Source organism: Streptomyces sp. SID12488, assembly GCF_010548275.1.
Taxonomy (GTDB): domain Bacteria; phylum Actinomycetota; class Actinomycetes; order Streptomycetales; family Streptomycetaceae; genus Streptomyces.
In genome coordinates this window covers 105,505-127,794 of sequence record NZ_JAAGLT010000014.1, presented here as the reverse complement: position 1 = coordinate 127,794, position 22,290 = coordinate 105,505, and the positions used below count along the sequence as shown (strand labels likewise).

The following is a 22,290-nucleotide window of genomic DNA, read 5'->3' as shown; positions in this document are numbered from 1 at the left end:
GTTCAGAGCACCTCGATCGTGGGTCCCGCCGACAGCCGGCGACGGCAGTCGAGGACAAAGGGGGCGTGTTCGGTGATGAGTTCGTAGTCGAAGCTGTCGTGGTCGGTGAGCAGGACCACCACGTCGGCAGCCGCCAGCTCCTCCGGGGTCGGCTCGACCCGTACCAGTCGGCTGTCCACCGGCAGACTCTCGACCACGTGCGGGTCCGCCGCCCTGACCTGGGCCCCCATGTCGAGCAGGAGCTGGGAGATGCGCAGGGCAGGCGACTCGCGGGCGTCGCTGGTGTTCTTCTTGTACGCCAGACCGAGCAGCAGGACACGCGAGCCGTTCACCGAACGACGTCTGTCGTTGAACAGGTCACTGATGCGGCGCGTCACGTACTCGGGCATGTGGTTGTTGATGTCGTTGGCCAGCTCCACGAAGCGGAAGCTCTGGCCGAGTTCGCGCTGCACCCGCCAGGACAGGTACGAGGGGTCGATCGGCAGGCAGTGGCCGCCGACACCCGGTCCGGGCGTGAACTTCATGAAGCCGAAGGGCTTGGTGGAGGCCGCGTCGATGGCCTGCCAGACGTCGATGTCCAGGTGGTGGGCGAACATCGCGATCTCGTTGACCAGCGCGATGTTCACATGCCGGAAGGTGTTCTCCAGCAGCTTGGCGAGTTCGGCCTCCTTGGGTGAACTCACCGGCACGGTGGTGTCGACCAGCTGCGCGTAGAAGTCCTGAACGGCCTTGAGCGAGGCCTCGTTGACCCCGGACACCACCTTCGGGGTCTCCTTGAAGCCCCAGACGGCGTTGCCGGGGTCGATCCGCTCCGGGCTGTACCCGAGGTGGAAGTCGGCGCCCGCGGCGAGACCCGAGCCGTCCTCCAGGATCGGCGCGAACAGCTCCTGGGTGGTGCCGGGATAGGTCGTCGACTCCAGGATGACGGTGGCTCCCGGGCGCAGGTACCGGGCGAGGGTGACCGCCGACTCCCTGATGTAGCGGAGGTCGGGGGTGCCCTCGTGCAGCGGGGTCGGGACCGTCACCACGGCGATGTCGAAACCGCCGCAGTCGCGGGCCGACTCGCTCGGCCGGTACGAGCCGTTGTCCAGTGCGGCACGGATCCGCTCGGAGGAGACGTCCTCGACGAAGGACTCACCGGCCGCGAGGGTCTTGATCCGCCGGGAGTCGACGTCGTAGCCGATCACCTCGTGTCCGACCTCGGCGGCTCGGATGGCCAGCGGCAGGCCGACGTATCCCTGTCCGACCACGACTACGCGCATCAGTTGCTCCTGTTCGCGGAGGCGGGTGACGGGGTGAGCCGGACGAGCTCCCGCGCCGTCATGAGGACGAAGGCAGCATTGGTGGTGAGGTAGCGCCGGCCGAGGCGGCGGGGTTCCTGCAGTGCGCGGTAGAGCCACTCGACTCCCAGCCGCTGCCAGGTCTCGGGGGCCCGCTTGGTGACCCCGGCCAGGATGTCGAAGGAGCCGCCGACTCCGTGCACGACGCGGGCGCCGGTGCGTTCGCCGTAGGCGGCGGTGAAGATCTCCTTCTTCGGCGAGGTCATGCCGAGGAACAGCATCTGGGCGCCGCTGTCGGCGATCGCGCCGGCGATGGATTCCTGCTGGGAGTCGTCGAAGTAGCCGTTGCGGCTGCCGGCCACCTTCAGGCCGGGGAAGCGGTCGGCCACCCGGCGCAGCATCTCCTCCAGCACCTCTTCCTTGGCGCCCAGGAAGTACACGGAGATGCCCGCCGTCTCGGCCTCGGCCAGCAGCCGCATGAACAGGTCGATGCCGGCCACCCGTTCGGGCAGCGGGGCGCGCAGTACCCGGCCGGCCCAGACGACGGCCTGTCCGTCGGCGACGACGAGATCGCAGCCGGCCACCGCGTCGGCGAGCCGCGGATCGCGCCGCATGTTCACCAGCTTCGCGGCGTTGACCACCCCGATCTCCAGCTGTCTTCCGTCACGGACCGCTTCGAGGCAGGCCTCCACGGTCTCGTCCATGGTCAGCGGGTCCAACTCGACCCCGAACAGGGTCTGGCGCGCGCTCATATTCGTCCCCCCAGCCAGGCGTGCAGCATCCAGCCGAATTCGTACGGCCGGCATTCGCGGTCCACGGAGACCGGGCGGTACACCCGGTCCAGGGACTTCAGCCGGAGGTTCGGAGCGACTCGGGTGCCGAGTCCTCGGGCGGCGCGTACCGCCTTCTTCGGGTCGCCCCGGTAGACCTTGCGCCAGGTGACGCCGAGTCCGTCGAGGATCATCGGCTCCTCGCTGCCTGGATGGGCGGCCAGTTCGGGCACGTCCGTCATCCAGCGCAGACCCTTGCGGATCGACGCGCCGAAGTTGCTGCCGCCCGCGTCGGTCAGATCGAACAGGGCGGTCGGCGCCATCGCGTGCTGGTGGACGCTGTAGACCGGGTAGCCCTCCACGACACCGCCGGTGCGCGCGTCGTAGTGCCACCACCACTGCCCACCGTCGCCCTGCAGTTCACAGATGCGCGCCGCGCACGCCTCGGAGGCGGCCAGCGCCTCCGGATCGCCGTCGCCGCTGGCGTGCGCGCGGGCCAGGGCCTGGAGCGGATACGTCTGGTCGGCGAAGCAGGTCACGTGCGACCGGTACCAGGGCACCAGGCCGGGCCCGGTGGCGTGGGGGAACAGTGGGCTGTCCCCGATCCGGGCCCGCAGAAGGCGGTCCCGGGCTGCGGTGAAACGTCTCTCCACATCGACCGTGCTTCGAGCCGCCGCGAGGGCGGACAGCACCCATGCCGCCTCGACGGTGTACTGCGGCCGGCCCTCGTCGTCCAGGGCGTCCACGTGCGCGAGGGCGTCGGACAGCTTGGGGTGGTCGGTCTCGGCGGCGGCCCACGCGATCAGCGCCGCGTCACCGAGGTTGGTCACCGCGGGCAGCGACTGCACCAGCAGCCCCGTGAACTCCTGCACCGTATGACCGCCGAGCACGGCGCGCTGGCGGTCCTCGGGGAGGTACCGGGCGCCCAGCGCGGTGATGGCCGCGTACCGGGTGCTGGTCCCGCGCCGCTCCAAGGTCCAGGAACCGCCGGGGGCTTCCCGCCCGATCATGGTGAAGACGAAGGTCTCACCGCCGGGAAGCAGCATCGACGGCAGCCCCGACTCGGCGACCGTGAGCAGCCGTTGGGCGAGCACGAGCAGCGCTGGTTCCTCACGACCGAGCGCTGCCAGACGTGTGGTGGTCATGTTTTGGGCACACCAACCCCCCTGTGGGTCCTGTGGTGAACAGACTGGTGACCGCTGCGGCACGGAATGGGCACACGGCGGAATCAAACGTCAGACATCGGACATCAGACGTCAGGAATCAGACATCAGGCATCACGTGTCGGACGTAAGGCGTCGGAGCGGTTGTCGCTCCTCGCTTTCGGCACAGGCGTATCCACCCGGTAACCCCCCCTGGGCACTGGTCAGTGTGCTCATTGTGCTTGGTCTGCATACTTCGCACACATGTTATGCCTGTAGATGTTCGAAGATTTGCGTTTTGTGGGACATGGAAGTTACGCGTGCTCGACGAGCTCGCCGTCCTTCTCCTGGTACAGCGCGCCCGTGTCGGGGCACTCCCATACGCCCGACTCGCCTTCGCGCTCGGTGAGTCGGGCGCCCGCCCGGCCGACCCAGCCGATCCGCCGCGCGGGGACGCCGGCCACGAGCGCGAAGTCCGGCACGTCCCGGGTCACCACGGCGCCCGCCGCGACGAGCGCCCAACGGCCGATGCGCACCGGTGCCACGCACACCGAGCGGGCCCCCACCGACGCGCCCTCGTCGACGACCACCGCCACGGCCTCCCAGTCGCCGCCGCGCTTGAGCCGGCCCTCCGGGTCCACCGAGCGGGGGAAGTGGTCGTTGGTGAAGACCGCCGCCGGGCCGACGAACACCCCGTCGCCGAGGACCGCGGGTTCGTAGACCAGCGCGTAGTTCTGGAGCTTCACGTTGTCGCCGATTCGCACCCCTGGGCCGACATACGCTCCCCGGCCCACGATGCACCCACTGCCCAGCCGGGCGTCCTCCCGTATCTGCGCCAGATCCCAGACCGTGGTCCCGTCGCCGATCGTGGCCGTCTCGTCGACCTGGGCGGTCGGCTGGATCCTGGAACTCACCTGGTGGAACCTTTCTTCATCGGGACAACAGCAGTGGTTTCACCAGATCACCATACTTACGCCGGATCAAGAGGTGACGGTGGCCTGCTTGCCCGCACGCGGGCCGGCGCGATGTTCCGGCGGACCCGGCCTGGAGGGGTGGTTGACGGCCAAAACGAGGCATCCGCGCGGTCGCTTCACAGAATTCACACCGAAGTTCTTCAGCTCTTTAAGTTTCAAGCGCTACGCTCGACGGCAGTCGAGTGGCCGACGGCGCCCACACGCCCCGGCACTCGCTCCCCCCACAGGCACAGGAGACTCGGCGTGCGTGACGGCGACGTAGTAGTGATCGGCGGCGGCTATGCCGGCGTGCGGCTGGCGAAACGACTGGACGAGACGGCGAACGTCACGCTGGTGGACCGCAAGGAGGTCTTCTTCCACCGTATTGCCTCCCTACGGGCCGGCGTGCACCCGGAATGGACGGTCACTCCGTTCATTCCGTACGACCGACTGCTGAGGAACGGCCGGATGGCTGTGGGCAAGGTGGTCGGTGTCGACACCGCCGAGCGGCAGGTGGTGCTGGCCACGGGGGAGCGCCTCCCGTACGACGTGGTGGTGATCGCCACCGGCGCCGACTACCCGGAACCGGCCCGCTTCACCGGCACCACCGTCGAGGAGGCGGCCCAGTCGTTCGCCGGGCACCAGCGGAACATCGCCGCCGCGGAGCATGTCCTCGTCGTCGGAGGCGGGCCCTCCGGCGTCGAACTCAGCGCCGAGATCCGCCTGGCCCGGCCGGACGCCCGGGTCACCCTTGCCCACTCCGGGCCGACACTGCTCCATGCCACGGGCAGCGAACGGGCCGGGAACAGGGCCCGTTCCTGGCTGGAAGCCCACGACGTGGAGGTCCGGCTCGACTCCTTCATGTCACCCGGCAACGACTTCGGGACCTACCGCGACGCCCACGGCAACGTCATCGACGCCGACCTTTCCTTCTGGGCCACGGGCACCACCCCCAACACCTTCTGGCTGCGCATGGCCGGGCACAGCGACTGGCTGAACCCCTCCGGCCATGTGAGGGTCGACCGGACGCTCCGGGTCGAGGGCTGGCCGGACGTGTTCGCGGTCGGCGATGTGAACGACGTCAGCGAACTCAAGATCACGCCCGTCGCGCTCGCCCAGGCGGACCTCGCCTTCCACAACATCCGTGCCTACCTCCAGGGTTCGGGCAAGCACCGCAGGCAGCCGCGCTTCTATCGTCCGATCCACCGCACCCCGCTCGTCGTACCGTTCGGCGCCGCCGACGGAGTGACCATGGTGCCCGTGCCCGGCGGAGAGACCGCGGTCCTCGGGGGCCGCACCGCCACCATGGCCAAGGCCAAGACCCTCATGACCCCCTACATGAGGCGCCAACTCGGATACACGGCCGCCTGCCCCCCCCCCCGCGTGGAGACCGCGTGGAGGCGGCGCGGCGGTCATGTGGAAGCCGTCTCCACCGGATCCTCAACTGTGGCTTGTGCCCCCGTTGTTACTCCGCCGTACGCCCTGCGGTAGGGTCCCTCCGTTTCCAACTACCGGCTGAACGTAAGCCGGTACGGGGAGTGTTGGAGGGGCGGCGCGACGATGAAATCCCAGTGGGGCGACGGCGGATCCGTGGACCTGGACGACACGCGGTTGGAGGAGATGTCCCCTGAACCGTTGCTGACCAGGGACTACGAGACGCGTCCCGCGCTCGTGTACGAACGGCTGCGGCAGCGGCACGGCCCGGTCGCGCCGGTCGACCTGCTGGGCGTGCCCGCCTGGCTGGTTCTGGGCTACCGGGAGTCGCTCCAGGTCCTGCAGGACGACGACGGCTGGCCGAAGGGGCTGGAGAACTGGCGGGCCCGCTCGGAGGGCCGGGTACCCGCCGACTGGCCGCTCGGACCGTCCCTGGAAGTCAACCATGTGCTGATCCAGGGCGGCCCCGGATACCGGCCGTTGCGGGCCGCGTGGGACGTGGCGCTGAAACCGTTCCAGGACCCGGGCCACCCTCAGGCGAGGCGGCTGAAGAGGGCCGTCACCGAGTACGCCGACGAACTGATCAGCCTGATGGGCCAGGGCGGCAGCACGGGCCTGGCGGATCTGTCCGCCCAGTTCTCCCGGCCCCTGCCGCTGATGGTGGCCAGCCGTCTGCTCGGCTTCCCCGGTTCACAGGGCGACGACGCGCTGATGGACATGTGGCGGGTACTGGACGCGGGCCCGGACGCGGAGCCCGCCCTTGAGCGGCTGCTGGCGACGCTGGCCGAACTGGCGGCGCTGAAACTGGACAAGCCCGGGGACGACTTCCCGTCGTACCTGATAGCCGCGCACCCCGAACTCTCGCTCGACGAACTGGCCCGCGAGCTGTTCATGCTGCTGGGCATGACCTCCGACCACGTCGGCATCCTCATCTCCAACACGGTGGTCGAGGTCATCTCCGGCGAGGGCGGCGTGCGGGCCAGCCTGTCGGCCGGGATGGTCAGGGAGACCATGAACCGGGTGGTCATGCGCAAGCCGCCGCTCGTCAACTTCGTGCCCCGCTTCGCGGCCAAGGACATGGCCCTGGGCAAGTACACGATCCGCGCGGGCGACCCGGTGTGGGTCTCCTCCGCAGCGGCGCACGCCGACCCCCTCTTCGCCGAGAACGTGTGCCCGAGCACCACGGTCAGCACCCGGGCGCATCTGTCGTGGGGTGCCGGCCCGCGCCAGTGCCCGGCGCGCGAGCTCGCGTCGACGGTCGCGTCGGTCGGAGTGGGCCGGCTCTTCGAGCGGTTCTCGCACCTGGAACTCGCCCTGCCCGTCGACCAACTGCCCTGGCGCTCCTCGCCGTTCATGCGCGGCCTGCGATCACTGCCGGTCCGGTACGAACTCGCCCCGGTGCCCGAGCGACGCTTGGCGTACGACCCGGTGACGCAGTCCGCCGAGACGGAACTGCCGGACCCGTCGGCTCGGCAGCGCTCCTCGCTGTGGCGCTATCTCACGGGGCTGATCCGCACCGGCCGCTGACGCAACCACCGCCTCCGGCCGCCCTGTTGGGCGCGACGAGGTTTCGCGTGACCCTGGCTCGGTGGCTCGGCCACCGGCGACTGACCGTGTCCGCGTCGGGGCGCCGGTTCGGGTCTGCCGGGCGCTGATCAGGCGCCGTACACCGGCGCGGGGGAAGGCGCTTCGGTGAGCAGTCCGTGTACCGCCGGGCCGATCTCGGCGGGGGTCCAGCGGCGGTCGCGTACCCGCTGGGGTCCGTGCTGCCAGCCGTCGGCGAGGCCGATCATGCCGCCCTCGACCTCGAAGACGCGGCCGGTGACGCCGCCCGACCCGGCCGACGCCAGCCACACCACCAGCGGCGAGACGTTGCCGGGGTGCGGGGCGTCGAAGCCGGACTCCGGTGCGCGCATCTTCTCGGCGAACGCCTCGACGCCCTCGGTCATCGGGGTTCGGGCGGAAGGGGCGATCGCGTTCACGGTCACGCCGTACCGGGCCAGTTCGGCGGCGGCGATCACGGTGAGCGCCGCGATGCCCGCCTTCGCGGCGCCGTAGTTGCCCTGCCCGACGCTGCCCGACAACCCGGCACCCGAACTGGTGTTGACGACCCGGGCGTCGACCGGCCGGCCCTGCTTGCTCTGTTCCCGCCAGTACGCGGCAGCGTGCCGCAGCGGCGCCGCATGCCCCTTGAGGTCGACCTTCAGGACCAGGTCCCAGTCCGCCTCGGTCATGGACACCAGCATTCGGTCGCGGTTGATGCCCGCGTTGTTCACCAGGGCGTGCAGCGCGCCGAACTCTGTGACGGCCCGCCCGATCAGCCGCTCCGCGTACCCCCAGTCACTGACATCGCCCAGATCGGCGACAGCGGTGCCACCGGCGGCCCCGATCTCCTCGGCCACCGCTTTCGCGGCCTCGCCCAGGTCGTTGACCACGACCCGGGCCCCCTCGGCCGCCAGCGCGAGAGCGTGCTCGCGCCCCAGGCCCTGCCCCCCTCCGGTGACGACGACGACCCGGTCCCGACAGATTCCGCTCACGTGGCTGCTCCTTCGCTGACGATGTCCGGACCGGCCGCAACCGTGCCGCCGTTGGCCCTGGTCTCCTCGGTCACCGCGTTCACGGTTCTGCCCGGGTCGTTGACCACGACCCGGATCCTCTCGCCGGGCGGCGCGAGGGTGTCCTGGCGACCGCAGCCCTGCCCTGCTCCGGTGGCGACGACCCGGTCCGGAGGGATTCCGCTCACGTGGCTGCTCCTTCGCCGGCGATGTCCGCCGCCCCGGCGAGGCCCAGCCGCCGTGCGATGGACTCGCGGTGCTCCGTCGGCCCGCCCCAGTCCGCGCCCAGTGCCCAGGCCCGTTTGGCGTACAGATGGAGGTCGTACTCGGTGGTGTACCCCATGGCGCCATGGCACTGGATCGCCGTACGGGCCGCTTTCCGGGCCGCTTCCGAGGCGAGCACCTTGGCCATCGACGTCCGTACGGCGGTCTCCGGATCCCCGGCCGACTGCGCCCAGCCCGCCGCGAGGACCGCCGGCCGGGCGAACCGTACCGCCAACTCCACATCGGCCAGGGCGTGTTTGACCGCCTGGAACGAGCCGACCGGCACACCGAACTGGTGCCTCTCCCGGACATGGGCCACGGTCAGTTCGAGCATCCGGCCGGCCAGCCCGACCAGCAGGGCGGATGTGGCCAGCACCCCGCGCCGGTAGGCGACGGCCAGTTCGGCGGGCCCCTCGGCAAGCAACAGCCCCCCGCCCGCCCGGGCGTGGACCCGGGCCAGCCGCCGTGAGCCGTCCACCGATTCGACCGGCTCGGTCTCCACCTCGTCGCTTGTGTACAGGCGCAGCCCGTCACCCTGGAGTACGGCGATCAGGTCGGCGCGTGCGGCGAAGGGGACCGGGGCATCGGGGGTGAGGGACACGGTGAGCAGCGCCGATCCCCGCAGTACGGCCGGGAGTTGGGGCGCACCCGCGGCGGCGAGCAAGGGCGCGCCGACGGCCACGACCTCGGCGGCGGGTACTGGCAGGCCGCTGCGGCCGAGCGTCTCCATCAGCGCCGGCAGCGCGTTCTCGTCGAGACCAAGACCGAGACCGAGACTGTTGCCTTCGGCGTTCTCCGCTACCAGGGCGCCGGTGACACCGACGCCGGCCAGCGTGCGCCACACGGCGTCGACGCTCTCGGTGCGGCCACCCGGCCACCCGGCCCGGATCTGTTCGGCGCCGGCCTGCTTGGCCAGCACCTCGCCTGCGGCCTCGGCGAGAGCCGCGTCCCGTTCGGTTACGGCGAAGCGCATCGTTTCCGGTCACCTCCTCGGCAGGCCGAGCAGCCGCTCGGCGACGATGTTGCGCTGGATCTCGTTCGTGCCGGCGTAGATGGGGCCCGCCAGGGAGAAGAGGAAGCCCCGGCTCCAGGGCCCGTCGACCTCCGCCTCGGGCCCGAGGAGTTCGGCGGCCATCTCGTGCAGGGCGATGTCGAGCTGGGACCAGAACAGCTTGTTCAGGCTGGACTCGGCGCCGACCTGCCGCCCCTCGACGATCGAGGTGACCTGTTCCAGGGTGAACAACTCGTAGGCCTGGGCCTCGATCCACGACTGCACGACCCGGTCCCTATGCGCCCCCGGCCCCTCCTCCCGCGCCAGGTCGAGCAGCCGGTCGGCGGTGCGCAGGAAACGGCCGGGGGAGCGCAGGGTCAGCCCGCGCTCGGACCCGGTCGTCGCCATCGCCACCCGCCAGCCCTCCCCGACCCCGCCGAGCACGTCGGCGTCGGGCACGGATACGTCGTCGAGGAAGACCTCGGCGAACCCCTCATCGCCGTCGAGGCGTTCGAATCCGCGGACCGTGACTCCGGGCGCGTCCAGCGGAACAAGGAAGTACGTGAGGCCGCGGTGGCGCTCCGCCTCCGGGTCCGTACGGAAGAGACCGAACAGGTGGGTGCAGAAGGCGCCACGGGTCGTCCAGGTCTTCTGGCCGGTCAGGCGCCAGCCACCGGTCCCCTCGTCGCGGACCGCCCGGCTGCGGATAGCCGCGAGGTCGCTGCCCGCGCCGGGCTCGGACCAGCCCTGCGCCCACAGGTCCTGGGCGGCGGCCATCCTCGGCAGGATGCGCCGCTGCTGCTCCTGCGTACCGAACGCGAAGACGGTCGGGGCCAGCAGGAAGATGCCGTTCTGCGTGACCCGCGCGGGCGCCCCGGCCCGGTGGTACTCGTCCTCGAAGACCAGCCACTCCCACAGGGACGCGTCCCGGCCGCCGTACGCCTCCGGCCAGGACACGACCGACCAGCGGGCCTCGAACAGTGCACGCTCCCACTCCAGATGGGCGGCGAACCCCGCGCGGGTGTCACCGGACGGGAGAGGGCCGCGCGGCACGTTCGCCGCCAGCCACTCCCGCGCCTCCTGCCGGAACGCCTCCTCCTCCGGGCTCCAGGTGAGATCCACGGCTCACCCCTCCCCGTCCGTACGGCCGCCGAAGGTGTCGCGGACCTCGGCGGCGACGCCCGACAGGTTGATCTCGAAGGTGAAGCCCTGTTCGTAGCGGTAACTGCGCTTGACGTCCCACAGGTCGATGCCGTTGAAGGCTTCCTTGGCGGCGCGGATCACCATCGGGTTCTTCGCGGCGATGTCGGCGGCGACCTCCAGCGCGCGGTCCCGCAGCCGGTCGGCCGGGACGACGTCGAGCACCGAACCGAAGGCGTGCAACTCGGCGGCGGACGCGGTGGCGCAGGTGTACATCATGGCCCGGGCCCTGTGCTGCGGGACGAGACGTGACAGGTGCGTCGCGGCGCCCAGCGCGCCCCGTTCCACCTCGGGCAGCCCGAAGTAGGCGTCTTCGGCCGCGACGATCACGTCCGAGTTGCCGACCAGACCGATTCCGCCGCCCAGACAGAAGCCATGGACCGCGGTGACGACCGGCACCGCGCAGTCGTAGACCGCGGCGAACGCGGCGAAGCAGCCCCGGTTCACCCCGATGACGGCGGTGTGGCCGGGGTCGGCCTGCAACTCCTTGATGTCCACGCCCGCGTTGAAACCGCGGCCCTCGGCGCGCAGCAGCACGACCCGCACGTCCGGGTCGCGGCCCAACTGCTCCACCGTTGCCGCCAGTTGGTACCAGCCCGCCACCGGCAGGGCGTTGACCGGCGGGCAGTCGACGACGACCTCGGCGATACCGCGCCCGTCGACGGCGGCCTTGATGATTTCAGTGCCCATGGGCTCTCTCCCTGTATCGCGGGCCGGATCGCGGCGCGGCCGACCGTGGTCACCGCTCACTGCTTCGCTCCGGCGCTGGTCAGACGGGTGAGGACGGCGTCGGCCTCCGCGACGATGCGTTCGACGAGTTCGGCGCAGCTGGGCAGGTCGTCGATGACGCCGGCGACCTGGCCGGAGGCGAGGGTGCCCAGGTCCGTCCGGCCGTCGACCATGCTGGCGCGGAGCATCATCGGGGTGTTGGCCGCCATCACGATCTGGGACCAGCCCAGTTCATGGCCGCGGCGCATCGCCAGTCCCTCGCGGACCAGGTCGGACCACGAGGTGCCGGAGATCTTCCGGAACGCGACGGCGTGCCGCAGCGAACGGACCAGGCGCGCGGGCGCCCGTTCCCGCAGCAGCCGTTCCACCGCCTCGGTGCGCAGTACGCGCTGGGGGACGCCGTCGAGGAGCGGGGTGACGACGGTGTCGGTGACGCCCCGCCCGAGGTACTCGGCCTTGACCGAGTCGCGCACGGTGCTGTCGCTGGTCAGCAGGAACCGCGTGCCCATCGCGATGCCCACGGCACCCTGCGCGAGCGCGGCCACCAGTCCCCGCCCGTCGCGGAACCCGCCGGCCGCGATGACCGGGATGTCGACCGCGTCCACAACCTGCGGGAGCAGGATCGAGGTGGGTACGCCCCCGGTGTGGCCGCCGCCCTCGCTGCCCTGCACGACGACCGCGTCCACACCCCACGCCTGGACCTTCTCGGCGTGGCGGCGGGCGCCGATGGACGGGATGACGACCAGCCCGGAGTCCTTGAGCTTCCGGATGACGCGTTCCTGGGGCGCGAGTGCGAAGGACGCGATCCGCACGCCCTCGCGCACCAGCAGGTCACCGCGTTCCAGGACGTCGGGAGAGTCGCCGCGCATGTTCACCCCGAACGGCGCGTCGGTGCGTTCCCGAACGGCGCGGATGGCGTCCCGGGTCTCGTCGAGGGAGAGCGTCGCACTGGCCAGGACGCCGAGCCCGCCGGCCGCCGCGGTGGCCGCCGTCAGTTCGGGGCCGGACACATACCCCATGCCGGTCTGCACGATGGGGTAGCGGACGCCGACCAGGTCGCACAGCACGGTGTGCAGGGCGGGATGGACAGGGGCGATGGGGGCGCTCATACCGGGTCTCCTTCGCGCGCCGCTCGCCGGGGCGGGGACGAATCCAGGGCCCGGCTTCCGAGGGGTTGTCGGTCTGGTCAACGTAACCTAACAAGTGTTTGATAGGTAAGACTCCGTAAGGGTGAGAGCGTGGGAGGGATCAGTCCATGGGTGACAAGTCGATGTCCCTGGAGGACTTCGTGGGCACCGTCGAGTCGGGGATGACGATCGGTATCGGCGGGTGGGGATCGCGACGCAAGCCGATGGCACTTGTGCGGCAACTCCTGCGTTCCGACGTGCGCGATCTGACCGTCGTCACGTTCGGCGGCCCGGACGTGGGGCTGTTGTGCGCGGCGGGGAGGGTCCGCAAGCTCGTCTACGGTTTCGTGTCCCTGGACAGCATCGCCCTCGACCCGCACTTCCGCGCCGTACGGGAGCGGGGCGGTGTGGAGACCGCCGAGTACGACGAGGGCATGTTCGTCACCGGTCTGCGGGCCGCCGCGAGCCGACTGTCCTTCCTGCCCACGCGCGCGGGCCTCGGCTCCGACGTCCTCACGATGAACCCGGACCTGGTGACGATCGCCTCCCCGTACGCCGACGAGGAGTACGTCGCGATGCGGGCCCTGCGGCTCGATGTCGCGCTGGTGCACGTCAACCGGGCCGACCGGGCGGGCAACGCCCAGTATCTGGGACCGGACCCGTACTTCGACGACCTGTTCGCGATGGCCGCCGACCGCTGCTATGTGAGCACCGAGCGCATCGTGGAGCCGCAGGACCTGCTCGCCGCCGGGCCCGCGCAGTCACTGCTGATCAGCCGGCTCTTCGTCAACGGGGTCGTCGAGACACCCCGTGGCGCCCACTTCACCTCGTGCGATCCCGACTACGGGCGGGACGAGGCATTCCAAGCGCACTACGCGTCGGCGGCGCGGGACGCCGACTCCTGGCAGCTGTTCCGCAAGACCTTCCTCGACGGCGACGAACAGGCGTACCACGAGGCCGTCGCGGGGTTCCACGCAGACCGCGACGGACAGGAGGAGGGGCGATGAGGGAGATCACCCGGGCCGAGGTGTGCGCCGCGGCCTGCGCCGACGCATGGCGCGACGCCGGAGAGGTGCTCGCGCACACGGCCGGTGTGCTGCCCTCGGTCGGAGCACGGCTCGCCCGCCTGACGACCAGCCCGGACCTGGTGCTGACCGACGGCGAGGCCTACTTCATGAGCGATCCGCCGCCGCTCGGCAAAACCGCCGCGGACGGGGGCGTCGTCGAGGGCTGGGTGCCGTACCGGCGGGTCTTCGACATCGTCGCCAGCGGCCGTCGTCAGAGCATGATGGGGGCCAGCCAGATCGACCGCTACGGGAACCAGAACATCTCCCTCATCGGCGACTGGCGCCGTCCCACGCGGCAGCTCATCGGTGTGCGCGGCGCCCCGGGCAACACGGCCAATCACCGCACCGACTACTGGGTCGCCCGGCACAGCCCGAAGGTCTTCGTCGAGAAGGTCGACGTGGTCTGCGGTGTGGGCAACGACCGCGCGCGCGGCGCCAAGGGCCTCGGATTCCACGACCTCGGCGTGGTGATCACCAACCTCGCGGTTCTCGACTACGGCGACGACGGACGGCTGCGCGTACGCTCGCTTCATCCCGGCGTCACCGCGGACGAGGTCCACGCGAACACTGGCTTCGAACTCGACGCGACCGACGCCCCCGAGACCCGTCTGCCCGACGAGACCGAACTGCGGCTCATCCGCGAGGTCGTCGACCCGCGCGGCCTGCGCGAGCGCGAGGTGAGCCGGGGCGCCGGGTCGTAGGACCCGGCACCCCGGCTCGTCATCGGGACAGTCGGCCGGTCAGCAGTTCGAGTTGGTCTGGGTGAGCAGGCCGAGGCGCCACGGCAGGGTGTTGTAGTCGCCGGTGGCGCTGGGGTTCATGCCTGTCATGTGAGTGAGGTGCGGTCAGGGGGTGGACAGCTCGAAGCGGGCGATGTGGACCGAGCCGCCGAGCGCCTGGGTGGCGTGGTTGAAGAGGGCGAAGCGGTAACCCATGAAGAACTGCCAGCTGTTACCCATGGTGAAAGCAGGCCCCAGCCGGACGAAGTTGACGCCGTCGGTGCTGTAGGAGAACGTCCCCGGGCGCGACGACCCGGGCCGGATGTCGGCCGTGGCGCGCAGCCAGACCCGGCCCCCGGAGACCCCGGCGCTCGCGGCCTCGTACCCCGTGCCGGTGGTGTTCCAACTGCCGTCCATGGTCAGCCCGTTGACCATCACCACTCGGTTCGCGCCGCCGTCGCGCCTGACGCCGATCCACGCGGAGGAGTCACGCAGAAGCGCGAGTCCGGCGCGGTCGCCGTCCCGCATCGCCGAGAAGTCCAGCTGGACGGTGGCGGTCGAGGTGGGGCCCTGGATGCGGTGCGTGAGGGTGTTGCGGGCCCAGTACAGGTCGTTGGTGACGGTCGCGGTCCGCAGGGTCAGTCCGTTGCCGACCGACCACTTGGTGTTGTCCGGGTTGTGGTTCCACTCCCACTTCGGCTTGAGCGTCGTACCGTCGAACGTGTCGACGCCGATCATCGGGGTGACCTGCCGGGGCGGCGTCGGGACGACGGGACCGGGATACGACGCGCCCCACCTGTTGTTGACGAGCTGCACGACAGGCCAGCCGTCCGAGGTCCAGGTGACCGGCGCCAGCACGGGGACCCGGCCGCCGGGAAAGGCGTCCACGAAGGCCAGGTAGTACCAGGCCCCGTTCTGTGTCTGCACGAGCCCGCCCTGGTGCGGGACACCGCCGCCGGAGATCGGCCCGGGCAGGTCGAGGAGAACCTGCCGCAGGGTGTACGGGCCGAAGGGGCCGCTCGTCGACTTCAGGATGTACTGGCCGTTGGCCGGGCGGGTCAGGAAGATGTAGTGGTTCCCGTTGATCCGGTAGAAGCGGGAGCCCTCCAGGGTGCCGATGCTCGACGGCGTGCTGAACACCTGCTGAGCACGGACCTGCGTACGGCCGTCCGCCGAGAGCTGGGCCACGCTGATCGTGCTGTTGCCGTACGCCACGTACAGGGTGTCGTCGGTGTCGACGAGCAGACCCGCGTCGTAGTAGGCCGTGTTGAGCGTCGTGAGCCGGTTCCAGGGACCCTCGACGCTGGTGGCGGTGTAGAGATAGGTGCGGGCGAAGTCGATCTGGCCGAGCCAGTAGAAGGTGCGGTTGCTCGGGCGGTAGGCGAGAGACGACGCCCAGATGCCGCGTACGTAGCCGCGGGCGCCGTTCAGGTCGTACTTGGACCCGAAGTCCAGGACCGGCACGGAGTGGCCGGCGAACTCCCAGTTCACCAGGTCGTACGAGCGGAGGATCGGCGCCCCGGGGGAGTAGTGCATCGTCGACGCCGAGTAGTAGTACGTGTCGCCGACGCGGATGATGTCGATGTCCGCGAAGTCCTGCCAGAGCACGGGGTTCGTGTACTGCGCGGCTACGGCTGCGGCTGCTGTTCCGGGCAGGGCCGCTCCCACGACCAGACCGGTCGCCGCGGTCAGCGCGTTCCGGCGCGTACGGGGTTGATGTAGCCATGACATGTGAGCGCTCCTCTTGTCTGGGGGCTAAGAGGTGTGCGAAGTCGGGCGGTGGCGAGGAACCGGGCTCTTAGTGTTCGAAATGTCGAACGTTGGCCGCGTCTTCGGGCATCTTGGATACTAGAAGGCGCGCGGCGCGCGTCAATACCCCTCGCATCATTCGCTTTTCACGTCGAAAGGTTTCGTTACTGCTTGCCTGTGAGCAGCCGCCGCGGATTGGCGATACGGAAGGCGTACGCCGTAGCTCCGCCCAGACCGAATCCAGGGTGCAGCGGCGGCTCCGCGTACGGCCGGTCCGAGCCCTGCACGACGGCGCCGGCGCCGAGGGCGCGGACGATCGCGTCGACGGCACGAGGACCGTAGGACGACGTGTCGACGAAGACGCCCGGGTCCACGTGTCCCTCCGGGCCGCCGCCCCGGGCCGCGAAACGCTCCCCGTGCAGAGGGGCTAGCCCGGCCAGCAGGGCGAAGCACACGCGCAGGTGCGGATGGCGGGACCGACCGAAGGCGCGGAAGGCGAACCAGGCGGCGTGCATCTGCTGGACGTACGGGACCATCGCCGGCCACCAGCCGGGGCCCGACGGCTCGCCGGCCGCCGGTCCCGGATGGACGAACAGCGGCAGGTCGCGTTCTTCGAGCAGGTCGAGGAGGGGAGCGCACCGCGCGTAACCGGAGGCGTCGGCGAGGGCGTTCGCCGGGAGCTGGAGGCCGGCGAACCCTCGGTCGAGGTCCTTGGCTGTCGCGTTCGCGTCGATCTCCCGGACGCAGGCTGCGGCCCAGGCGTCGAAAGGTTTCGGGAGCGCGGCCGATCCGTCGTGATACGCGTCGAGCAGGGGTCGAGCCTCGGCGGCGGGCAGCCACTCCACGCCGATCGGGGCGGACAGCGAGACGAGCACCCGGCCGAGGCCGTCCGCGGCGGCGAGTTCCGCACGGCCGGCTATGTCGTGGTCGGCGGGTCGGATCTCGTAGGGCGGCTCACCATGCAGGTACAGGGTCCAGCCGTCGAGGAACGGTGGTTCGCGGCGCGAGCGCAGGGCCGTCACCAGCGAGGGGGTCCACAGATGCTGGTGCACGTCGACGCTGGTCATGACGTTCCTCCCACCGGGGGTGACGATTCTTCCAGGATCGCGCGCAGCGCGCCCCGGACGTCGTCGGACCCCAGGATGCCCTGACTCACCGCCTCCACGTCCACCCCGCAGGGCCGGTCGTCGCCGAGGCGGGGCACCGCCGCGCGGATCGACCGGTGCAGAAACCCGGGTCCATGCCCCAGGGCGGCCGGCGCCGCCAGGTCAACCGCCTGCGCGGCGACCACGGCCTCCACGGCGAGCAGCAGCCGCAGCCGGGCGAGGATCGTGGCCAGCCGCCGTGCTCCGAGGGACGCGTTGGTCGAGTCGTCCTCGACGGCGTCGGCGCCGTGCCGGGGATCGATGCACACCGGTACGGACAGCATGCGGATCTCGGCGACGAGTGCCTGCGCTGTCTTGGTCAGGGGCGCGAAGCCCGAGCGCTCCGGCCCGTACGGCGAGAGGTTCGCGGGCAGTCCGCTGACGGCGGGGTCGAGCAGCCGGCGCATGCGCTCGGCGGAGATCGACGCCGTCTGGGTCAGGGACAGGGCGAGGGTGTCGAGGGCGAGGGCCAGCGCCGGGGTGTGGAAGTTGCCGGAGGAGAGGATCTCGCCGGTGTCGGGCAGCACCACCGGGTTGTCGCCGCAGCCGTTCAGCTCCGGATCCAGGGCGGTGCCGGCGAAGTCCAGGGCCGCGTACGCGGCGCCGTGCACCTGGGCGGCGCAGCGCAGGCTGACCGGGTCCTGGACCCGCCGCGCGTTGCGCGGATCGCCCAGCTCACCGCCGTCCAGCAGGACGAGCAGTTCGCGGGCGGCACGGGCCTGTCCGGGGGCGGGGCGCAGGCCCAGTACCCGGGCGTCGAGCGGACTCGTGTTGGCCCGGAAACCCTCGTAGGTCAGTGCCGTGACCGCCTGGGCCAGGGTGAGGAGCGCGGCGGCCTCGTGCAGGACGAGCGCGCCCTGTCCGGCCGCCAGCGGGCTCGCGCTGCACAGCACATGCCCGTCCTTGGGGCCGAGTACGGCCGGCGCGAGATCCGCCCGCCGCAGTGCCGTGGCGCCGTCGAGCACCTCCCCGTCGAACTCGGCGCTGCCCTCGCCGATGACGACCAGGCCGACATGCGCCGACTGGCACAGGTCGGAGGCGCCGATCGACCCCACCTCGGGGATCACTGGATGCACCCGCGCGTTGAGCATCGCCACGAGCAGGCGCGGGATCTCCGGCCGCACCCCGCTGCCGCCGCCCGCGATGCCGTTCACCCTGGCGAGGACTGCGGCGCGTACGACCGGGACCGGCAGCGGATCACCGACCGCGTTCGCCCGTCCCCGAACCGTACGGACGCTGAACTCCGCCAGCTCGGTGCGCGGCAGGGCGTAGGAGGAGCGGGTGCCGAGTCCGGTCGTCAGGCCGTACGTTGGCACCTGGCGGTCGACGATGTCCTCGACGACGGCCCGCTCGCGCTCCAGCCGAGGCAGCACCTCGTCCGCGAGGACGACCTGGGCGCCGTGGTGGGCGACGGCGACGACATCGTCGTACGACAGTGTCCGCCCGTCGACGACGACCTCCGTGGTGCCGATCCCGGTGCCGTTGCCGGTCATGAGAAGCGGAGTTTCTGGCCGAGGCCGCGCTCCTCGGCCTTCCGCAGCATGGCGGCGCCCAGCGCGATGTCGGAGAGGGAGAGGCCGCGGTGCCAGAACAGGTTCGTCTCCGCGGGGCTCTCCCGGCCGGGTTTGCGGCCCACGACGATGTCGCCCAGCTCACCGTGCAGATTGGTTTTGCTGAGCCTGCCGGAGTCCACATGGGCGCGCAGGGCGCCGAACGGTCCGGCGTGTGCCTGGCCCCAGTCGTCGACGACGATCTTGTCCATGATGTCCGTGAGGCTCAGCTCGACCGCGCTGTTCGTTCCGTAGGGCACGACCAGCGCGCCAGGGGCGATCCACTCCGTCTTCAGGAGCGGCTCCGGACGTTCGAGGCGGGACGCCTCCACCACGATGTCCGCGCCCTCCACGCAGCTCTGCCAGTCCTGCGTCACGACGACCGGCTTGCCGAGGTCCCGCTCCAGACGCCCGGCGAAGGCCTCACGGCTCTCGGGGCGGCGCGAGTGGACGCGGATCTCGGTCAGGTCGAAGAGCCGGTCGAGGAGACGGACGTTCCAGTACGAGGTGGCGCGGGCGCCGATGTGGCCGAGCACCCTGGCGTCCGGGCGGGCCAGATGGCGTGCCCCCAGCGCGGTGAGGGCGCCGGTGCGCATCTCGGTGAGGGCGGTCGCGTCGACCACGGCCACCGGCATACCGGTGCGCGGGTCGAAGAGGTTGAGCAGAGCCATCTCCGAGGGCAGACCGGCCTTGTAGTTGCCGACGAAGTCGCCCACGATCTTGACCCCGGCCAGCGAGAGCGGGGCGACATAGCCGCGCAGCACGTTGAAGTGACCGTCGAACGCGGCGTCGGGCACGAGGTGGACGCGCGGTTCGATCACCGTCTCGCCCTGCCCCTGGGCACGCAGCCCCTCCTCGACGGCGTCGAGGATCTCGGAGTCGGTCAGTTCCAGCTGTTCGATGTCCGAGCCGTTCAAAAAGGTGAACCAGACCGGTTTCATGCCGGTGTCTCCCCACATTTCGGACGCCCTGGCCTGATTTCGTGTGATTGTAACGTGCCGTTTACAGCCGAGCATTGACGATTCATTCAGCCGCGGATCACTCTGCATGACTATATGCAGTCAGGTAAGGGGCAGCCTTGATCAGGTTCGATGCGGTGAGCAAGAATTATCCAAACGGGACGACAGCGGTGGACGAACTGTCGCTGGAGTTGGCCGAGGGTGGACTCACGGTCCTGGTCGGTCCTTCCGGCTGCGGCAAGACCACCACCCTGCGCATGGTCAACCGCATGGTGGAGCCCACGGCCGGGACGGTCAGCCTGCGTGGCAAGGACATCCGGGAGGTCAACGCCCCCGAGCTGCGCCGCGGTATCGGGTACGTGATCCAGCACGCGGGACTCTTCCCGCACCGCACCATCCTCGACAACATCGCCACCGTTCCGCTGCTGCTCGGCTGGAGCCGGAAGAAGGCCCGCGCGCGGGCGGCGGAACTGCTGGAACTGGTGGGCCTGCCGAGCGAGATGGCCAAGCGCTATCCGAACCAGCTCTCCGGCGGCCAGCAGCAGCGCGTCGGGGTGGCCAGGGCGCTGGGCGCCGACCCGCCCGTACTGCTGATGGACGAGCCGTTCAGCGCGGTCGACCCCATCGTCCGGGCGGAGCTGCAGGCGGAGTTCATCCGGCTCCAGAAGGAACTGCACAAGACGATCGTGTTCGTCACCCACGACATCGACGAGGCGATCAAACTCGGCGACAAGATCGCCGTGTTCCGCACCGGCGGAAAGCTGGCGCAGTTCGACACCCCCGAACGGCTGCTCGCCGATCCCGCCGACGACTTCGTGGCCGACTTCGTGGGGCACGACCGGGGCATTCGTCGGCTGTCCTTCGTGAACGGGGCCGATGTGCCGCTGCGCGACGGTCCGGTACTGCCGGCGACCTCGCCCGTGGCGACGGCACGGACGGGCGACGAGCCCTGGGTTCTGGTCGTCGACGACGGCCGCCGGCCGCTCGGCTGGGCCGCGGTCGCCGACCTGCCGGAGAGCGGCACCCTCGCGGACGTACCGCTGGCACCCCTCGGCCACACCTTCAGCCTCGTCGGCGACTCGGCACGGGCCGCCCTCGACTCGGCGCTCCTGTCGCCCGCCCGCCTCGCGGTGGGCGTGGACGCGCACGGCGCGGTGGTCGGAGTCGCGGACGCCCACGAGCTGTCCGCGGGCACGCCCGACACCGCCGTGACGGACGCCGGTGCCGCCCGGGCGGACGGTGGGAAACGATGAGTGACGACGAACCGCTCATCCGGTGGCAGTGGATCGGCGATCACGCCGGTGAACTGGCCCACTACACCGGAATCCACCTGAGACTCGGTCTGCTGCCGGTGCTGTTCGGGCTGATCATCTCCGTACCTCTCGGCATCCTCTGCCACCGCTATCGCTGGCTGTACCCACCGGTGCTGACCGTGGCCAACATCCTGTACTCGATCCCGTCGCTGGCCCTGTTCATGATCTTCGTCCGGTACACGGGGCTCAGCGAACGCACGGTGATGATCCCGCTGACGATCTACACGCTGTCCGTGCTGGTGCCCAACGTCGTGGACGGGCTGGCCTCGGTCCCCGAACCGGTCCGGCTCGCGGCCACCGCGATGGGATTCGGGGCCATACGGCGTGTCGTCCAGGTCGAACTGCCGATCGCCGTGCCCGTGGTCATCGCCGGTGTACGTGTCGCGGCCGTGTCGTCCATCAGCCTGGTCGCGGTGGGTCAACTGATCGGCCAGGGCGGACTCGGGTACTACATCACCCGTGGTCTCCAACTCGACTTCCCGACCCCGATCATCACCGCGATCGTGCTGATCATGCTGCTCGCACTCGCCACCGACGCGCTCCTGGTGCTCGCACAGCGGCTGCTGACCCCGTGGTCCCGGAACAAGGTGACGGCGTCATGAACGACTTCCTGAACCAGATCCGGCTCGTCGGGGACTGGCTGACCTCGTCGAAGCAGTGGCACGGCGACGACGGCATCCCCCACCGGCTCCTCGAACACCTCACCTACAGCGGCATCTCCCTGCTGTTCGCCGCCCTCATCGGGCTGACCCTCGGGCTGCTCGTCGGACACACCGGCCGCGGGGCGTTCGCCGTGGCCAGCGTGGCGAACCTGGCGCGGGCGATCCCCACCTTCGGGCTGGTGGTCCTCGTCGTCACCCTCGCCGGGCTCAGCACGACGCCCGTACTGGTCGCCCTGGTCGCCCTCGCGGTCCCGCCGATCCTCATCAACACCTTCGAGGGCGTCCGGGGTGTGGACCCCGCCACCAGGGACGCGGCACGCGGGGTCGGTATGACCGAGTGGGAGGTCCTGCTCCGGGTGGAGGTGCCGATGGCGCTGCCCCTGATCCTCCTCGGCCTCAGGGTCGCCGCGATCCAGGTCGTGGCCACCGCGACCGTGGCCGCCTACCCCGGTCTCGGGGGCCTCGGCCGCTTCATCGTCGACGGGCTCTCCCGCAACGACTACGAGCTCGTCATCGGCGGTTCGACCGTCGTCGTCGTCCTGGCACTCGTCGTCCAGGTCGCCTTCACCGGGCTGCGGCGCGTCATCGTCTCGCCGGGCCTTCGCGTCTCGCCTTCGAAGTCCTGAGCCTTCCGAACCCCTGAACCCCTTGAACCTCTTTGAACCCCTTCAACCCCTTGAT

General features: G+C 70.5%; 21 protein-coding genes. 7 read left to right on the top strand and 14 right to left on the bottom strand.

The features are described from left to right. Nucleotides 1-2: 2 nt before the first annotated feature. From G3I56_RS22105 to G3I56_RS22090, 4 genes are all read right to left on the bottom strand, one after another. The gene (locus G3I56_RS22105; RefSeq protein WP_164411533.1) at nt 3-1,262 is read right to left on the bottom strand and encodes a nucleotide sugar dehydrogenase; all 1,260 of its coding nucleotides are present in this window, start codon (nt 1,260-1,262) and stop codon (nt 3-5) included. After that, nucleotides 1,262-2,032, bottom strand: a complete 771-nt coding sequence (locus G3I56_RS22100; protein WP_164411531.1) for a WecB/TagA/CpsF family glycosyltransferase — start codon at nt 2,030-2,032, stop codon at nt 1,262-1,264. Before G3I56_RS22100 ends, G3I56_RS22105 begins: the two co-directional genes overlap by 1 nt. Then, entirely contained in the window at nt 2,029-3,195 is a 1,167-nt protein-coding gene (locus G3I56_RS22095) for a hypothetical protein (RefSeq protein ID WP_164411529.1), read from the bottom strand. The genes G3I56_RS22100 and G3I56_RS22095 overlap by 4 nt, the downstream gene beginning before the upstream one ends. A gap of 311 nt (nt 3,196-3,506) precedes the next feature. Further along, nucleotides 3,507-4,106, bottom strand: a complete 600-nt coding sequence (locus G3I56_RS22090; RefSeq protein ID WP_164411527.1) for an acyltransferase — start codon at nt 4,104-4,106, stop codon at nt 3,507-3,509. Nucleotides 4,107-4,409: 303 nt separating this feature from the next. Here G3I56_RS22090 and G3I56_RS22085 point away from each other — a divergent pair, with 303 nt between their 5' ends. Together G3I56_RS22085 and G3I56_RS22080 are read left to right on the top strand one after the other, a co-directional pair. Further along, nucleotides 4,410-5,636 carry an FAD-dependent oxidoreductase gene (locus tag G3I56_RS22085; protein WP_343240022.1) on the top strand — a complete coding sequence of 409 codons (1,227 nt, stop codon included), beginning with the start codon at nt 4,410-4,412 and terminating at the stop codon, nt 5,634-5,636. 69 nt (nt 5,637-5,705) lie between these two features. Next, nucleotides 5,706-7,106: a cytochrome P450 gene (locus G3I56_RS22080; RefSeq protein WP_164411525.1), complete on the top strand. Its 1,401-nt coding sequence runs from the start codon at nt 5,706-5,708 to the stop codon at nt 7,104-7,106. A gap of 128 nt (nt 7,107-7,234) precedes the next feature. Here the strand turns inward: G3I56_RS22080 and G3I56_RS22075 are convergent, their stop codons facing one another. From G3I56_RS22075 to G3I56_RS22050, 6 genes are read right to left on the bottom strand one after another with little or no spacing between them, the layout of a single operon-like run. Continuing rightward, nucleotides 7,235-8,116: an SDR family oxidoreductase gene (locus tag G3I56_RS22075; protein WP_164411523.1), complete on the bottom strand. Its 882-nt coding sequence runs from the start codon at nt 8,114-8,116 to the stop codon at nt 7,235-7,237. Next, entirely contained in the window at nt 8,113-8,322 is a 210-nt protein-coding gene (locus tag G3I56_RS22070; RefSeq protein ID WP_164411520.1) for a hypothetical protein, read from the bottom strand. The genes G3I56_RS22075 and G3I56_RS22070 overlap by 4 nt, the downstream gene beginning before the upstream one ends. Continuing rightward, nucleotides 8,319-9,371, bottom strand: a complete 1,053-nt coding sequence (locus G3I56_RS22065; protein WP_164411519.1) for an acyl-CoA dehydrogenase family protein — start codon at nt 9,369-9,371, stop codon at nt 8,319-8,321. The genes G3I56_RS22070 and G3I56_RS22065 overlap by 4 nt, the downstream gene beginning before the upstream one ends. A gap of 9 nt (nt 9,372-9,380) precedes the next feature. Beyond that, nucleotides 9,381-10,511, bottom strand: coding sequence for an acyl-CoA dehydrogenase family protein (locus G3I56_RS22060; protein ID WP_164411517.1), 1,131 nt, complete (start codon nt 10,509-10,511; stop codon nt 9,381-9,383). 3 nt (nt 10,512-10,514) lie between these two features. Further along, the gene (locus G3I56_RS22055; RefSeq protein ID WP_164411515.1) at nt 10,515-11,279 is read right to left on the bottom strand and encodes an enoyl-CoA hydratase family protein; all 765 of its coding nucleotides are present in this window, start codon (nt 11,277-11,279) and stop codon (nt 10,515-10,517) included. Between the two features lie 56 nt (nt 11,280-11,335). Next, nucleotides 11,336-12,427: a nitronate monooxygenase gene (locus G3I56_RS22050; protein WP_164411513.1), complete on the bottom strand. Its 1,092-nt coding sequence runs from the start codon at nt 12,425-12,427 to the stop codon at nt 11,336-11,338. A gap of 146 nt (nt 12,428-12,573) precedes the next feature. On the opposite strand from G3I56_RS22050, the gene G3I56_RS22045 reads away from it, so the two are divergent. Both G3I56_RS22045 and G3I56_RS22040 read left to right on the top strand, forming a co-directional pair. Then, nucleotides 12,574-13,452, top strand: a complete 879-nt coding sequence (locus G3I56_RS22045; protein ID WP_164411511.1) for a CoA transferase subunit A — start codon at nt 12,574-12,576, stop codon at nt 13,450-13,452. Further along, nucleotides 13,449-14,213 carry a CoA-transferase gene (locus G3I56_RS22040; RefSeq protein ID WP_164411509.1) on the top strand — a complete coding sequence of 255 codons (765 nt, stop codon included), beginning with the start codon at nt 13,449-13,451 and terminating at the stop codon, nt 14,211-14,213. The genes G3I56_RS22045 and G3I56_RS22040 overlap by 4 nt, the downstream gene beginning before the upstream one ends. Before the next feature lie 144 nt (nt 14,214-14,357). Here G3I56_RS22040 and G3I56_RS22035 read toward each other — a convergent pair whose 3' ends face one another. From G3I56_RS22035 to G3I56_RS22020, 4 genes are all read right to left on the bottom strand, one after another. Continuing rightward, nucleotides 14,358-15,962: a glycoside hydrolase 43 family protein gene (locus G3I56_RS22035; RefSeq protein WP_164411508.1), complete on the bottom strand. Its 1,605-nt coding sequence runs from the start codon at nt 15,960-15,962 to the stop codon at nt 14,358-14,360. A 182-nt stretch (nt 15,963-16,144) separates the two neighbouring features. Beyond that, a complete protein-coding gene (locus G3I56_RS22030; RefSeq protein WP_164411507.1) occupies nt 16,145-17,047 on the bottom strand; it encodes an amidohydrolase family protein in 903 nt (300 codons plus the stop codon). Next, complete coding sequence (locus G3I56_RS22025) at nt 17,044-18,618, bottom strand: aromatic amino acid ammonia-lyase (RefSeq protein ID WP_164411506.1); 1,575 nt, start codon at nt 18,616-18,618, stop codon at nt 17,044-17,046. The genes G3I56_RS22030 and G3I56_RS22025 overlap by 4 nt, the downstream gene beginning before the upstream one ends. Beyond that, the gene (locus G3I56_RS22020) at nt 18,615-19,616 is read right to left on the bottom strand and encodes an ornithine cyclodeaminase family protein (protein ID WP_164411505.1); all 1,002 of its coding nucleotides are present in this window, start codon (nt 19,614-19,616) and stop codon (nt 18,615-18,617) included. The genes G3I56_RS22025 and G3I56_RS22020 overlap by 4 nt, the downstream gene beginning before the upstream one ends. A 137-nt stretch (nt 19,617-19,753) precedes the next feature. Between G3I56_RS22020 and G3I56_RS22015 the strand changes: the two genes are divergently transcribed. From G3I56_RS22015 to G3I56_RS22005, 3 genes are read left to right on the top strand one after another with little or no spacing between them, the layout of a single operon-like run. Beyond that, a complete protein-coding gene (locus G3I56_RS22015; RefSeq protein WP_164411504.1) occupies nt 19,754-20,887 on the top strand; it encodes an ABC transporter ATP-binding protein in 1,134 nt (377 codons plus the stop codon). Next, the gene (locus G3I56_RS22010; RefSeq protein WP_164411503.1) at nt 20,884-21,549 is read left to right on the top strand and encodes an ABC transporter permease; all 666 of its coding nucleotides are present in this window, start codon (nt 20,884-20,886) and stop codon (nt 21,547-21,549) included. Before G3I56_RS22015 ends, G3I56_RS22010 begins: the two co-directional genes overlap by 4 nt. Continuing rightward, on the top strand, nt 21,546-22,235 hold the full coding sequence (locus tag G3I56_RS22005) for an ABC transporter permease (RefSeq protein ID WP_164411502.1): 690 nt from the start codon (nt 21,546-21,548) through the stop codon (nt 22,233-22,235). Before G3I56_RS22010 ends, G3I56_RS22005 begins: the two co-directional genes overlap by 4 nt. Nucleotides 22,236-22,290: the final 55 nt, after the last annotated feature.